The organism is Suipraeoptans intestinalis (assembly GCF_009696485.1).
Lineage (GTDB): Bacteria > Bacillota > Clostridia > Lachnospirales > Lachnospiraceae > Suipraeoptans > Suipraeoptans intestinalis.
This window is the reverse complement of the sequence record NZ_VULY01000018.1, coordinates 1,628,644-1,643,769: the sequence shown is the minus strand read 5'-3', so window position 1 is coordinate 1,643,769 and position 15,126 is coordinate 1,628,644. Positions and strand designations below refer to the sequence as shown.

Sequence of the window (15,126 nt, the reverse complement as noted above, 5' to 3'; positions counted from 1 at the left end):
TCTGTACTTGTATCGGAGGTTTTGCTCATGCTTTACATCGAAAGCGGCTCTAACAGCCCTTACTACAATTTCGCTTTAGAATATTATCTGATGACCGAAAAGCTGTTTGACGACATGGTCTTCCTGTTTTGGAGAACCACTCCCACTCTGATGGTGGGAAAATTTCAAAACACCTACAGCGAGATCGATCTGGATTATGCCAGATCCCGAAAGATCCAGCTCGTGCGGCGGCTGTCCGGCGGCGGCACGATCTACACAGATATGGGAAGCTGGCAGTTTACCTTTATTTCCCCTAACAGGACATCCAGCCCCTCCATCGAATTTACCGGCTTTATCCAGCCGATTGTAGCTGCCGTCCGTGACCTGGGCGCCGATGCTTCCTTCAACGGGAGAAATGATCTGGTCGTGTCCGGCAAAAAATTTTCCGGCAACGCGCAGTACATCAAGAATGGCCGTACCCTTCATCATGGGTCCATTCTGTTTGATACGAATCTGGAGGAAATGGTACGTGCCAGCACCGTAGACCCGCAAAAAGTCATCTCCAAAGGCATCAAGTCGGTCAGGGACCGGGTGACCAATCTAAAGGAACACCTGCCCCGGCCGCTTAGCATGGAAGAATTTAAAGCGATCATGATCGACAGGATTTTGGGCAATGACGGCACCGAATATATCCTGACTACGGAAGACCAAAAACGAATCCTTCTGATCCGGCAGGAACAGTTTGACAATCCGCAGAAGATTTTTGGCGCCAACCCCAGATGTCAGCTCCATCTAAAGAAATATTTTCCGGGAGCCGGCACCATCCACAGCCATATCGACGTGGAAAAAGGGCAGATCCGGCAGCTTCATATCTTCGGGGACTTTTTCGGAGACATCGACCTGGAAGAAATCCGTTCCTGTCTCCTTCTTTGTCCCTATACAAAAGAAGAGGTTCGAAAGAGACTGCAGTCTCTTTCCTCCCCCTCCGCCATCTATGGCCTTACCAAAGAAGATCTGGTAGCAGCACTGTTCTGATCGTTCGTCTAAGAAGCTTTTACCTGTGCAGGCGCCATCGCCTCCACGGCTTCTCTGATGATCTCCACCGCCCTGTCGCATTCCTTCCTGGTAACCACAAGAGGCGGGACCATTCTTACGACACTGCTTCCAATGGCTGTCACTAAAAGCTTCCTGTCAAAGCATGCATGCTTTACATCTACTGCCGAAATGCTTTTGTCCAGTTCGATCCCCACCAGAAGCCCCTGTCCTCTCGCTTCTTTTACATGGGGGATCTTTCTCAGCTGTTTGACAAAGTAAGCCCCCACCTCTTTGGCATTTCTTGCCAGATCTCTCTCCAGCAGCTCCTCTACCGCTGCAAGTGCGGCGGCACAGCTGACCGGATGTCCTCCGAAGGTGGATCCATGGGATCCTCTGGTAAAGGCCTTTGCCACCTTTTCAGACGTACAGATGGCTCCGATCGGCATCCCACCTCCCATGGCCTTGGCCATGGACACAATATCCGGCTTGATCCCGTAATTCATATAAGACATGACAGCGCCTGTCCGGCACCATCCTGTCTGAATCTCGTCCAGTAGCAAAAGAATCCCCTTTTCATCACAAAATTCTCTCAGTCCCTGCATAAATTCTCTGGTGGCAGGGTGGACGCCTCCCTCTCCCTGTACCGGTTCGATCATGATGCCAATGGTGTTTTCCGTACAGGCATCCTTAAATGCCTGCAGGTCGTTAAAGGGTGCATAAGAAAATCCGTAGGTCATCGGTCCAAAGCCGATCTGGCAGGCGTTTCCCGGTTGCCCTGTGGCAGACATGGCTCCAAAGGTCCTGCCGTGAAATCCCATTTTAGCCGTCACAATATGATATTTGTTGGGTCCAAAATTTTCCACCCCGTATTTTCTTGCCATCTTGATCATGGCTTCATTGGATTCTGCTCCGGAATTCTGAAAAAAGATCTTATCCATCCCTATGGTGGTACAGATCTTCTCCGCCAGCAGCGCCTGGGGAATTGTGTACGGATAGTTAAAAGTCTGCATAACCGCTGCCGCCTGTTCCTGTACTGCCTTCACCACTCTTTCGTTGCAGTTTCCCACAGAATTTACCGCAACTCCTGCATAAAAATCCAGATATGCCTCTCCTTTTTCATCATACATATACTGATCCTTTGCTGTTTCTGCCAAAAAATCAAAGCGCTCATAGGTTTCGATCATATAGGTGTTCACCTTGTCCTTGATCTCCTGCGCCGTAAGTCCCGTATCCTTCAATCTCATAATCCATGCCTCCTTGTTAAAACGGCAACATATAAAAAGCGCCAGACTCCCCGCAGGGATCGTCTGACGCCATTGCCATTTCCTGTTCATTTTTTAAACGCATTCAATATAGCACAGGGAAACACCGCTGTCAATTTACTATTTTTATCTTTTCCTGCACTATTTTAATCTTCCTTCCCCGTTACCGTCCTGATACGCCGGTGATTTCCCCCTCTTTTTCTATCTCCAGCAAAAGGCTTCTTTCCTTATTTCTGCTTATAAGAGGTTAGCAACTGCTGAATGCTTTCCGGCAGTTTTTCCTGGGAAGAATATACCGGATACCGGTCCAGCTTCCCTCGCTTTTCAAAGCTATCCGAAGACTTCATCTGCAGTAGATACCGGTCAAATACATAGTGTTTTCCCTTTTTGGTAAACTGCGGCTCCGGATTATATCCGGTTGCTGCGTAAGACACTTCATTTGCCACTGCATACTTCTTTTCCTTCACATCTGCTACCGTTTCAAAAACGATCTGCATTCCTCTGGTCTCCTTGATGAAGATGTCTTCCCCCTTCCGGTGGTATTCTCCTTCTGCCACAAAGATCTCCGGATAGATATCCTCTGATTCCATGATCCATCTGGTGTCTTCCAGTTCCTTCTGGTTGGCATAGCCGCTGTAGTCTATGGTGTATACAAAGTGTGTCTCATCCACCATCTGAAACACCATGTCCTCCACCTCATAACTTTCTCCGATCTTCATTTCCTTTACAGGATTTCCCGAAAAAGTCTGTTTCAGGTCATGCACCTCTTCGTAGTATTCTTCCGGCCAGAAAAACCAGTAGGCAATCACACCCAGCAACAGCAGAAACACAATCAGAACTCCTGTGATCAACCATTTTCTCTTACTCATCTGCCGCCTCCTTTACTGCCTTTTTCAGCCGTTTGATCTCTTTTCTTACAGATTGGGAGCAGCTTTTTTTCTGGTAGGAATAGAGGCCCTTCTTGTTAAAATAGGACTCACTCCAGTCTCCCGTTCCCACCTGCACAAGCTCCGTCCGGATATTATTTGGCGCCTGATACACGTAGTCGGCCGTCCTGGTCACCGCCTTCCGATAAGCAGGATCGTGTGCACGGACCGGCGTGATATCCAGCGTTCGGTGCAGCTTATTGTTTTTGTTGGCATAGTTAAAGGAAGCTCCGTTGATGATCCCGTTGGTGTCTGTTCCCTCCGGATCCAGCTCATTGACAAACCGTCCCTCGCTGGAAAGGATAAATTCGGTGTGGAAATTCATTACGATCTTGATGTTTACCAGCGTGTCATAGTTGGGATAGCGAATCACCACAGAGCCCGACTGTCCCCGCAAGGTGGCCACCTTATTGTGAAGCCGGGAGGATTCCTCCAGATCATACTCCACGAAGTATCGGAATTCTTCCAGTCCAAACTGATCTACCGCTTCCTTCGCCTTACGTTTTGCAGCCAGATAGGCCACCAGCGCATCTTTGTCGGTCTGCCCTTTCTCCCGGAAATTCTCCCGGACCCACTGTGCCTGCTGCGCCGAGATCACATACCGGAACTGATGAATCTGTTTTGCCAGCGGATCCATCCGGGACAACTCCTGCCTGGGAAATGCCTTTTGCACAACCCGGGCAAAGCTTCCCCAAAAATAGTCATCCGGCTGTAATTCGTCGGAAAATTTCTCAACCAGCCGTCCGGTCTCTTCTTCCTCTCCCGAAAGCTCCTCCGGAGCTCCCACCAGCTGCAGGCTGTAAGTCAGCAGCTGCCTGGCCCGTTTCTTCTTTATCCCCTTGGCTTCTTTCTGCCACAGCTCCTGAAATACCCGACTGCCAAATACCTGACTGTCGGCAAACATGGTTTCCAGTTGCTCTTGCGCCGTCTTAAGATCCTTTTTCGTGTCCAGCTGATGCACATACCCTCCTGCAACTGCCTTAGAGGACCAGCCTGCCTCCTGAAGCTTTGCAATCTGCTCTTCCAATACTGCTTTCAGCTTCTCTGCCTCTTCTGCATCCAACACTTTTTTGTGTGCGTTTAAGAATTTTTCCTTTTCTTTCTTCAGGCTCAGTACCTTTTCCTCTTTGGCTGTCTCTTCATACATCTGCCTGAGTTCTCTCTTTCCCCCAAACAGGTACCAGATGAAACAGGCCGCCAGCAGGATCAGTCCCCCTGCGATTATTTTTTTCTTCATAGCAAACCCTCTCTTTGATCCATCTTTTCCTCCGGCTGTCTGCTTTTCCCCTTTTGCAGCTTCGCCTCCTGTGATTTTTGTTTTTCGTTTACGGCTTTTTCTTTTTTCCTCTTTGTTTTCTTTCTTTTTTGTTCCCTTGTCTTTTATTTCTTTGTCTTTTCTTCTCCCCTCTTCCAGCTTCACTCGTTCGGCTGTTTCTCCTCTGCTGCTTGCACCGTCGCCTTTTCTGCCGTTTCCTGCCCTGCTTCCTTCTCTCTGGCAAGAAAATATCCGATCGCCCCGGCAGCCGCCAATCCACTGATTCCATCTGAAACCGCATGGGACAAGTAGACCCCGTCGATTCCCAAAAGTCCGGGCAGGATCAGAAGCGCCGGAAGCAGGATCCCACCATACCTTAAAATATACAGGATCGTTGTTACCCTGGGCTTTTTGACACTTTGTAGAAAGGTAGTTCCCATGGAGTGAACCGCCACCAGAGGAAGCATGGACAGATAGATCCTGGCATTGTGCACCGTCATTTGGATCAGCGCCTGATCTTCCGTAAACAGGGAAATAAATACCTGCGGGATCAACTGGATCAGAAGCAGGATCAAAAGCATCAGGCCCACTCCAAATTTCAGCGCAAGCATCAGACAGGCTTTCACTCTTTCCTGCTTTCCCGCCCCGTGATTAAAGCCCAAAATAGGCTGGATCCCCTGCCCGATCCCATAGATCACCATCAGGAAAAACTGGGAAAGGGAAGCGATGATGGTTACGGAGGCCATTTGATAATCTCCGCCATAGCTTATGATAAACTGATTTAAAGAGATATTGACCACCGTCCCAAACAACTGCATACAAAAATTCGGGATTCCGTTGACGGTAATTTCCACCAGATTCCTGCCGAATTCTTTTGCGGAAAGGAAGAAGAGCTTCCCTCCTCTCCCACCTTCCGCAATGGGATTCCGGAGGAAAAACCGCAGTACAAAAACTGTCACCAGTGTCTGTGACAGCACAGTGGCGGCCGCGGCTCCTTTGACTCCCCAGCCAAGCTCCCAGACAAACCATGCATCCAGCAGGATGTTCACCCCTGAACTGACCATGACATAGATCATAGAAGACCTGGCATGCCCCAGGGCACGCACACTGTTATTCAGGCAGTACCCTGTCAGTCCCGGAACGCCTCCCAGAAGAATGATCCACGTGTATTCCCGGGCGTAGGGATAGACTTCCTGTGATACTTTTAAAAGATGGAACAGCTGATCCATAAAAACGATCCCCAGTACCGTCACCAGTGTCTGCATCCCTATAAAATACCAAAAGGCCGTATTCAAAAGTCTCTGTGCCTTGTCTCTGTCCCCTCTGCCACATTCGATGGAGATCAATGTGGCAGAGCCTATCCCGATCATCAGGACAAACGCCATCTGCATGATCTGAAATGGCATGGTGATCCCAATCGCCGTCAGACCCAGCGGGTTCATGCGTCCCACAAAGATCCTGTCTGCCAGATTGTACACCGCCGCCGTGACCATGCTCAGGATCGCCGGAAGCGACAGACGCACCATCAGCGTTCCCAGCTTTTCTGTTCCCAAACGGTTTGTCATTTCCTGACTTTCCATATGTCTTCCTCTCATTTCTTCCGATGATTCTTTGGAATGTATTCCGCCGTTTTTTCAGTATAGGTGGTTTTGGGGAACATGACAATCCTTTTTTACAAAAACCTACCCTGACAGTCCTGCACAGTCTTCCTGTGTTTCCCATCAGGGTAGGTTCTTCTTTTTATCTTTCGAGGTTCTTTTTCAGCTATCTTGACTGCTCGCTTCTCCTCCTGCGTCTCTCCCTGTTCATCACGAGAATGCCTCCTGCCAACAGCATCACAGCCATATAGCCTCTGCCATCCCTGGCATCTGCCGTCTTAGGTGCTTTCTTCCCTCGTTTTCCTGCTTCTTTCGTCTTATCTGAAGAAGCCGGTTTCTTCGGATTCTGCGGCTTTTCCGGGGTGTTCGGTCCACTGGGATCTATGGAAGTGTCCTCCTTTTTTACGACCACCGTATATTGAATGGTATCCATATCTCCTTCTGCCTGGTCTACATCCCTTCCTGCCGGATCCTGCTTTGCCGTCCAATGGTAGTAATAGAATTCTCTTTTGCCCCCGGCGGAGACAGCCACGCTGCGGAAGCTTCCGTCTACCTGACCGGTTACCGTCAGCTTCTCCTCCGCTTTTACCGTTTCCCGTACCTTCACCTTGCTGATCGTCAGATTCAGATATTCCGATATACTGTTGACGTCTTTCTGAAGATCCACAAACTTACTGTACTGTTTTTTCAAAGTCATCTTGACCGTAACCGCGTGATCCTCCCTGATGATATTTTCCGGCTTTACTTCAAACAGGTCATTTTCCGTAAATGTGACCTTGGAGTCTTTCTGAAGATCCAGTGTATCCGGAAGCGTAAAGACAGCCGTAAAGGAAGAATCTAAGCCTTCTACCCGGATTGCCTCCAGATCGCCTCCGTAGGCAGCTGCCAGCAGATTGATCTTATCCTGGATATCCGTAATGTTCAGCCTTCCCGTATAGTCTACTTCCTCGTCTTTTTTCACTTCATGCAATTTGTCGTGCTCTGTATCGTCTCCGATCAGAATATCCCCCAGAAGCGTTTCCTCCTGTGGGACTCTTCCCTCCACCGTAAACTGGATCGTAGCATCGTCCTGGGCCACTTCATCTTTGCCGGAAGGCTCCTGCGTCGCTTCAAATCCAAAATCAAATATTTTCACACTCTTCGTAGAATCCTCCAGCGTCACAGCGGCAATAGAGTGGAAAGTTCCCGTTACCGTTCCGGTCACCGTCAGCATCTTCCTGTCCACAATCTCCGGTGCAAGCTCAAACCCGTCTACCGTCACCGTCAGATACTCATCTGTTCCGGAAATCGCCTGCTTCAGATCCGCATACGTCTTGATCTTCTCCGCTTTCAGTGCAAAGTCCACCACGATCGTTCTGTCCTGTATCTTTGTTCCCGTGACTTCAAAGGCTCCATTCATTCCTGCAGCTTTGGCTTTCGCTGTTTCCGGCATACGGACTCCTTCCGGTACAGTCAGGGTTGCCGTAAAGGAGGAACGCAGTTCACTCAGATCGATCGTCTTATCCGTCGGATACAGGGCTTCTATGCCCTTCATCTTCTCCTTTATCTCAGCTGTTTTGACCGCTCCCGTAAAGGAGATGGTCTCCCCCGCAACATGGAATTCTTTTTGAGAGCTGGTCTCACCGGACCTTCCCCAGATATCTCCCTGAATCCCCACTTCTTCTCGGATCTCCTCCACTCCGGCATCCGGCTTCCACTTGATATAATAAGTCATATCCTCTGTAATGGACGCCGAGGCACTTGCCGTCTTATTTTGATCCGGATCGCTGTACCAGTAATAGGAATCTCCGAACCAACCATCCACATAGTAAATACTGTGGTAGTCCCGTCCTGCCATTGTCTTGTTGGGTTCGTTGATTCCGTTTACCTGAATGGCTGACGTAAATTTCCGCAAAGTAGTCCCGTGCTCTGCCTTTTCTTTTGCGACGGCCACCTCGCCGCCTGTGGCATCTGTTTCTATCGTAAATTTATCCTTCGTGGCTTCCGCCTTAAACGGACTGTCCGCGCTGAATTTTCCACCATTTGCAGAAAATCGTACCGTATATTTTTTCGGCTCCCAGTTAGCATATATCGTAACAGCATCTTTCCCGTTCAGAGGAACAAAGTCACCTGCTTCTACCTTCTCTTTTCCTTCTTTGTCCGTGGACCAGTAGGTAAAGTTTTTTCCTACCGTTTCAAAGGCAGGATTGACTTTCTGTACTTCTGCCAGGGACACGATCTGAATGGTATCCTCTTTGACTTCTCCGGCTATGATCGTAGGCTTTGCTCCGCTTCCATTATTGATCTCGTATGCCACCAGCTTATTGACCGCTTCTCCCGTCCACTTTGCATACACCACCAGATCTTTTGTCAGTACTGCCTGCGGATCGTACTGCTTTTCTTCCTCTCCGTCCTTATAAAACCAACCCGCAAAGGTCTTGCCGGACGCAGCCGTCGGCTCTCCCGGAATCACCACCTCTGCTCCGTTTGCCTCTTTGGCATCGGAAAGCTTCATTCCCCGCATGCCAAGCACTTCCTTGTCGGCTGCAGAGCCGTCCGGAAACACTGCGCTGACCTCATTTACCTGAAAAGTGACCTTTGCTGCCGGCACCCATACATGCTTCTTTTGATCACTGGAAGGATTGGCTACCAGATAGGTGTAGGCCGCCCCGTTTTGATCCAGGACATTCAACTGAGACACACTGCTGTCACTTAACGTAAACAGGGACAGTCTTTCATTTCCATGTTCCTCTCCATTGACGGGAATAGCCTTTCCCGACTGATATTTGTCGTCATATTTTACCAAATGGGAGCCTCCCAGTACCACGTAGTCCCGCTTACTGTCGGAAAGACCATTGTCCACAGACGCTTGTGCCGGCGTTTCTACTCTGGAATTTCCCAGGAAAGTAATCTTATTCCCCGCCTTGTTCTGTACCCCAAAATGAGAACCGCTGTGATTTGCCCCTTCCAGGGTGGCTCCGTCAAAGGTGACCTGTCCCTCGTTTACATTCAGTCCACCGTTTCTGTTGTTGGTCACTCTTACGGTAGAATCGTTGTCTACCAGCATCTTTATCCCGTATCCCAGGGTGATTCCCTTGCCTCGCCAGTGACTGCTGAAGTTCTTCACTTCCAGCAGAGAGTGATTGGTAATATGGTACTGTCCCACTGTCCACGCATTGTCCAGGTTCAGTCCTGTCTGGTAGCTGACGCCTGCTCCGTCTATGGACAGGGTGGAACCATCCAGAGTTACCGGTCCTTTAAAGTAAACCGGAAGATGATAGAGCTTCAACGTGGAGTTCACTGCCCGGAATCCGTTCCACTCATACAACTGCCATTTATCTCCCTCATATCTCTGGTTCAGCGTCAGATTCTCAAATACGCTGTCTGCACTGTTGGACTGAAAATATCCGTTAGTAATGTCCATGTTCACCTTTCCCGGCGCGCTTCCTTTTATCTGACCTCCGCTTATTACAAAGGCAAATCCGTTGGTCGGAAACGTAAACTTATATGTTCCGTCGTTGATCTGTGCATCCTTTTCTACCACGACAGCCTTTCCATATCCGCTCATGGTCAGTGTTTTACCATCTGCCACTTTCAGATGTGTTCCCTTTTTCAGTGTAATGCCGACTCCGCTCCCCTGCATGGCGAGGTCTTCTGCGATCACCAGCGTTCCCGGCTTGTTAAATACGATTCCTGCGGCTTTGTCAAAGCTTTTCACCTGGATCGTACCATTCTCCGGCATCAGGCTGACCGCCTTCGCAAATGTCTTTACCGCCGTTTCCGGTGTCAGCCCATCCCGCGTATCGTCTCCTGCCGCAGCATCCAGGTAGATCGTCGCGTCCTCTGCCTGCACCTGCAGCGCACCTTGCGATGACCATCCCAGCAGCCATGCAAACAGCAGCGCCCACAGCAGCTTCTTTCCAAGTTTCTCCATTCCTCTTCTCCTTCCTTTTATCCTTCTATTTGGATATGTTTCCCGTCAGAGCATTCTCACACGAGTTTAGTCTACTACTTTACTTTTCCGAATTCAAGCCATCCTATCCTATTTTTTATTTTTCTGATACATATTGTCTGAAAAATATGCGTTTTTTTCCTCATGCAGCGTTCCCATTGTCCGGGAAATTTCCCGCTTTTCCCATATCCTTTGGTTTCCTTCCCTTTTCCTTCGTGGTACAATAAGGCAAACGGTACGCTTCCTTATCTGTCGGACTCGGATTCGATGTTTTAGGAGGCGGCGCATCTGTCCGATACAAAATCAAGAGAGAGGTTGTTTGAAAAATTATGCATTCCGTACACAGTGATTCCCGCGAAACAAAAGAGAGGACAGCTTCCCCTCTTTCCCGAAAATACGATCTATCCTCCGGCCCTATCACCCGGTCTCTTCTTCGGCTGACTGCTCCGATCCTGGGAACTTCTCTGGTGATGATGCTGCACAGTCTGGTAGATATGTGGTGTGTCAGTCAGCTGGGAAGCGAGGCTGTGGCCGCCGCCGGAACCGGAGGATTTTATATTTGGCTGGCTCTGTCCCTTGCCTCCATCCCCCGGATCGGAGCACAGATCAAAACCGCCCACGCCATGGGCGAAAAACAGTACGAAGAGGCCGCTTCTTTTATTCAAACCGGTCTTTTTCTTGCGTGTTCCATGGGGCTTCTTCTAGGTCTGATTCTTTTGGTTTTCCGGCACCCGCTGATTCACTTTTATGGATTTCGTGATCCTTCTGTCATATCTTCCGGTATTACCTATTTGACCACCATCAGCATTGCCATGCCCTTTTTTCTTATCAATCCCGTGTTTTCTTCCGTTTACCAGGCAATGGGCAACAGCAGGCTACCTTTTTTGATCAACGCAACCGCTCTTTCGGCAAATCTGGCACTGAATCTTCTCCTCATCTTTGGTCCCGGTCCCTTCCCTGCTCTGGGGGTATTTGGCGCCGCTCTTGCCACTGCCCTGTCTCAGTGTCTTATGACGATTCTGTTTTTTCTCATCATGTTTCGCTCCAGGGAACTTCCGGTCAGGCTTCACTGGCAAGCCCCCATTGATCTCTCCAAGGCAAAGGAGATCGTCCGCATCGGGCTTCCCTACGGAATCCAGGAAGCTTTGTTTGCCCTGTTTTCCATTGTCCTTTCCCGCCTTGTGACATCTTTTGGCAACCAGGAAGTAGCCGCTTACCGGGTAGGCGCCCAGGCAGAAGCCATCTCCTGGCAGACCGCCGTCGGATTTTCCTCTGCCCTGACCGCCTTCGTCGGACAGAACTTTGGCGCCGGAAAGCCGGACCGGATCCGCGCGGCATACAAAAGCGCCCTCCTCCTGTCTGCTTCTGTAGGACTGTTTGCATCGCTTCTCTTTTTCCTTTTTGGATCGGAGATCTTTGCACTCTTTTTCCCCACAGAACCCTTTACTGTAGAGGCGGGCGCCTTGTATTTAAAAATATTAAGCTATTCTCAGATCTTCATGTGTATAGAGATCACTACTGCCGGTCTGTTTGGCGGTCTGGGAAATACCCGCATTCCCTCTGCGATCGGGATCGTCTTTACTTCTCTTCGGATCCCCGGTGCCTATCTGCTGTCTTCCTTTCTTGGTGTCCGGGGGATCTGGTGGATCATTACCCTTAGCAGCATTGTAAAAGGCATCTGCGCACTGCTTGCTGTTTTTTATCTGAAGCGCTTTCGTCCCCGGGTCTTTTTCTCTCCCAGAAGCTGACGCCCGATACAGGGTTCTATGCCATGACGACCGTTTCCGCATCCCTCTTTTCTTCTTCCCCGTATCGATCACGTCTCATACAGGTGTCTGCGTCAGAACAGAAGCTTCTGTTTACACTTCTCCTGTGGTCTGCGCGCAGAATCGGCGGGCGATCTCTACGATCAGTGCGGAGGCGTTCCGCATTTCCTCTATGGCTACCAGTTCAAATCTTCCGTGAGGATGATAGTCTCCTACGAAAAGATTCGGACAGGGCAGCCCCATGTAGGAAAGTCTGGATCCGTCTGTCCCTCCCCGGATCGGCTTCACCAAAGGTGTGATTCCCAGCTGCTTCATGGAATCCAGAGCCAGTTCTACAATTTCTTTGTGCGGCTCTACCATTTCCCGCATATTGTAGTAGGAATCCTTCATATCCAGCTCCAGGATGCCGCCGTACTTTTTGTTCATATAGTCCACTGTATCTCTCATCAGCTCTTTTTTCTTTTCGAACTTCTCCCGATCATGATCCCGGACCAGATAATCCATCTCCGTATAGTCAATGGTGCCCCGAATCTCATTCAGCATAAAGAATCCCTCATATCCTTCCGTATGCTCCGGGCGCTGCGCCTTTGGCAGCATTTGCTCCAGTTCCATCCCCACATACATGGAATTGATCATCATATTTTTAGCCGACCCGGGATGTACGCTTTTTCCCTGAATTTTTATCAGTGCAGACGCGGCGTTGAAGTTCTCGTATTCAAACTCTCCTTCTTCCCCTCCATCCAGTGTGTAGGCAAACTTTGCCCCAAAAGCTTCCACATCAAAATGATCCGCTCCTGCTCCGATCTCTTCGTCCGGCGTAAATCCCACCGCGATCTTTCCGTGTTTGATCTCCGGATGTGCCACCAGGTACTCCAATGCATCCATGATCTCTGCGATCCCCGCCTTGTCGTCTCCTCCCAGCAGCGTCGTTCCGTCTGTGGTGATCAGCGTCTTTCCGTGCAGCGCTTTCAAAGCCGGAAACTCTTCTTCCGTCATGACGATCTTATCATTCAGGCGAACATCCCCTCCCTCATAGGACAGGATCCTGGGATTTTTGCACTCTCCCCCCAGAGCAGGGCTGGTGTCCATATGGGAAATAAAGCCTATGACCGGCACCTCTCGGTCCACATTCCCGGCAAGGCTTCCGTACACATAGCCGTACTGATCCATCGTTGCCTCCAGCCCCAGTTCTAAAAGCTCATCTCTTAAACGTTCTGCCAGCTTCAGCTGCTTTGCCGTACTGGGAACCGTATCACTTCTTCCATCTGACATGGTATCCATTGCAATGTACGACAAAAACCGTTCTACTAATTTTTCCATTGCCAAACCTCCTTGTGCTATTTCTCTCATTATAGCACTTCTTCCGGGGTTTCTCCAGAAACTGCAGGATTTTTTCTTTCTGCTTTTTCCTCAGTCTCCAGTTGGATGCAAAGTAACATGTTCCCGAAAAATCCCGCAAGGCTCCATACTTCTTCCCATGTAACAACTGGCCTGACTATAAGATCCTCGTCAAATTTTTCTATACGATTTCTCTGTTTCTATTTTCCAAGAGTAAAAAAGAGGACATCTACACTCTGGCGTGCCATGTCCTCTTGCATGAAAAACTGATATTTATATGATTTTATTTTGTTGGTTTCGGTAAAGCGATATTTCTATGTGTAAGCAAATCCAATGGGAGCCCCTTGTATAAGGACTGTTCTATTCTTGCTTGCTTATTAATCTCATCCCGCATACTGCAAGTGCCAACGAAACAACTGACATTGCCAGCATCGGAATCACCTCGATTCTTCCGCTAATAACTGAGCTTTGCAAATAATAGAGTGGCGATATCTGCGCAACGAGCTTCATCCAATTCGCCATATGTTCCATCGGAAATAACATCCCGGAAAACAACCCCAATGGAAAGATAATTCCTGTTGACACAATCCAGATATATCCCTCATTCTTCATTAGAGCTGATAAAAAAATGTACAGTCCTGTCGAAAGGAACAAGGTGACGATAAACAAAATACCAAGCTGAAAAATATCAGATTTTCCCAAATCAAATCCCGCAAATTTGTAGAACAGCAGAATCAGTAAACTTGCAATCCCGTAGACAAATAGGATTGCCAGACTTTTGCCTAGGATATAGGAGCCGAGTTTTATCTTGGAATTTCTGACTCTTAAAATAATTCCATTTCTTTTTTCACTAATCAAAACCGTAGCGAGCAGGCCTGCCGCCGTTAATAATTTAAAGAATATAATTCCTACAGAATAACTGAGTTTCGGTCTTTCGTCAAAAGCCTCACCCATCGGATTACTATTTTCAATCATTGATATTAACGGATTATGAGAAATACTGCTGTAATATTGCAGGATATTTCCCTCTTTGTCCGTCTTTACAACCACTGTTCCTTGCGAAAGTCCGAGAAAATAGTCCCTTTCGTCGGCTTCCAACTTCATCATTTTAACATTTGCTATATTTGGCGCCTTTTCTCCGATATATCCCACAACGGGAACATCGGAATAGGCAAGCGTCATACTGACAAGCACAATCATAATAACAGGCATGATTACCATAGAAGAAATAAAGCCTTTGGTATTCTTGAGGATTCTAAGAGTAAATTTAAATGCTTGCCCCATTCTTCACTCTCCTTCCCATTATGGAAATCAATATTGACATAGGTATAAGAAGCATTGAAATCCATATCCACAGATCATTTCCCCAATTTACATGGATTAAATCTTTGAATATCAACCTGTTTGCCATTGTCAAAGGGGATATGTACATAAGTACATTCATACATTTCGTATTTGACAAAACAGAAGTCAAACTCAATGCTCCTCCGAAATAGCCCATCATCATTACAATCATCAAGACAGTATTGGAAAGCATTGCTCTATTAGAGACTAAAAGCCCTACAGACAAGCCTAAAATAATACTGATGACGGGAATACTGAAAAAGACACATGCGGACTTTACTGAAAAGCTGATGCCAAATAATATCCCATATCCAGTTGCATTCAGTGCAATCATAATAAGTGAAAAAACATAATGTGTAAAAAATTTTATCAAAACAAACTTCCCTTTCCCCACTACCCTGTCCCACACATGAAGCCTTCTTTCCTCAAAAATACTCAGCCCTGCTAAAACAGCATACATCATCAGCATAAAACCAAGTTCGCTTACTCCAAACTGGATTTTTGAATTCAACAACATCCCGTCATACATGATGATTTTTTTTGCGGTATTTACCGCCATGGTGTTTTGAGCCTGCTGTGATAAATACCCTTTGGTACCTTCACTCATAATAAAAGTAAGAAGCAGCGGCAAGAACATGATGACGAAATAGATCGGGTTTTTGATAATTCCTTTTATTTCCTTTTTCAGCATA

Annotated in this window: 10 protein-coding genes; 2 read left to right on the top strand and 8 right to left on the bottom strand. The window is 48.1% G+C overall.

The features are described 5' to 3' along the window. The first annotated feature begins 27 nt into the window (after positions 1 to 27). Positions 28 to 1,014: a lipoate--protein ligase gene (locus FYJ34_RS08505; RefSeq protein WP_173017085.1), complete on the top strand. Its 987-nt coding sequence runs from the start codon at positions 28 to 30 to the stop codon at positions 1,012 to 1,014. An 8-nt stretch (positions 1,015 to 1,022) separates the two neighbouring features. Here FYJ34_RS08505 and FYJ34_RS08500 read toward each other — a convergent pair whose 3' ends face one another. From FYJ34_RS08500 to FYJ34_RS08480, 5 genes are all read right to left on the bottom strand, one after another. Then, complete coding sequence (locus tag FYJ34_RS08500) at positions 1,023 to 2,258, bottom strand: aspartate aminotransferase family protein (protein WP_154477837.1); 1,236 nt, start codon at positions 2,256 to 2,258, stop codon at positions 1,023 to 1,025. 245 nt (positions 2,259 to 2,503) lie between these two features. Continuing rightward, positions 2,504 to 3,145, bottom strand: coding sequence for a hypothetical protein (locus FYJ34_RS08495; protein ID WP_154477835.1), 642 nt, complete (start codon positions 3,143 to 3,145; stop codon positions 2,504 to 2,506). Next, positions 3,138 to 4,439, bottom strand: coding sequence for a DUF3114 domain-containing protein (locus FYJ34_RS08490; protein ID WP_154477833.1), 1,302 nt, complete (start codon positions 4,437 to 4,439; stop codon positions 3,138 to 3,140). The genes FYJ34_RS08495 and FYJ34_RS08490 overlap by 8 nt, the downstream gene beginning before the upstream one ends. A 179-nt stretch (positions 4,440 to 4,618) precedes the next feature. Then, positions 4,619 to 6,037, bottom strand: coding sequence for an MATE family efflux transporter (locus tag FYJ34_RS08485; protein ID WP_173017084.1), 1,419 nt, complete (start codon positions 6,035 to 6,037; stop codon positions 4,619 to 4,621). 184 nt (positions 6,038 to 6,221) lie between these two features. Continuing rightward, complete coding sequence (locus FYJ34_RS08480; RefSeq protein WP_154477829.1) at positions 6,222 to 9,968, bottom strand: InlB B-repeat-containing protein; 3,747 nt, start codon at positions 9,966 to 9,968, stop codon at positions 6,222 to 6,224. 347 nt (positions 9,969 to 10,315) lie between these two features. On the opposite strand from FYJ34_RS08480, the gene FYJ34_RS08475 reads away from it, so the two are divergent. Further along, a complete protein-coding gene (locus tag FYJ34_RS08475) occupies positions 10,316 to 11,734 on the top strand; it encodes an MATE family efflux transporter (protein WP_154477827.1) in 1,419 nt (472 codons plus the stop codon). A 111-nt stretch (positions 11,735 to 11,845) separates the two neighbouring features. Here the strand turns inward: FYJ34_RS08475 and pepT are convergent, their stop codons facing one another. The 3 genes from pepT to FYJ34_RS08460 all read right to left on the bottom strand — a co-directional run bounded on the left by pepT (position 11,846) and on the right by FYJ34_RS08460 (position 15,125). Then, a complete protein-coding gene (gene pepT / locus FYJ34_RS08470) occupies positions 11,846 to 13,072 on the bottom strand; it encodes a peptidase T (RefSeq protein WP_154477825.1) in 1,227 nt (408 codons plus the stop codon). Between the two features lie 378 nt (positions 13,073 to 13,450). Continuing rightward, positions 13,451 to 14,374 (bottom strand): ABC transporter permease, encoded by a 924-nt coding sequence (locus FYJ34_RS08465; RefSeq protein ID WP_154477823.1) that lies wholly within the window; start codon positions 14,372 to 14,374, stop codon positions 13,451 to 13,453. Further along, a complete protein-coding gene (locus FYJ34_RS08460) occupies positions 14,358 to 15,125 on the bottom strand; it encodes a hypothetical protein (RefSeq protein WP_154477821.1) in 768 nt (255 codons plus the stop codon). The genes FYJ34_RS08465 and FYJ34_RS08460 overlap by 17 nt, the downstream gene beginning before the upstream one ends. Between the last annotated feature and the right edge of the window lies 1 nt (position 15,126).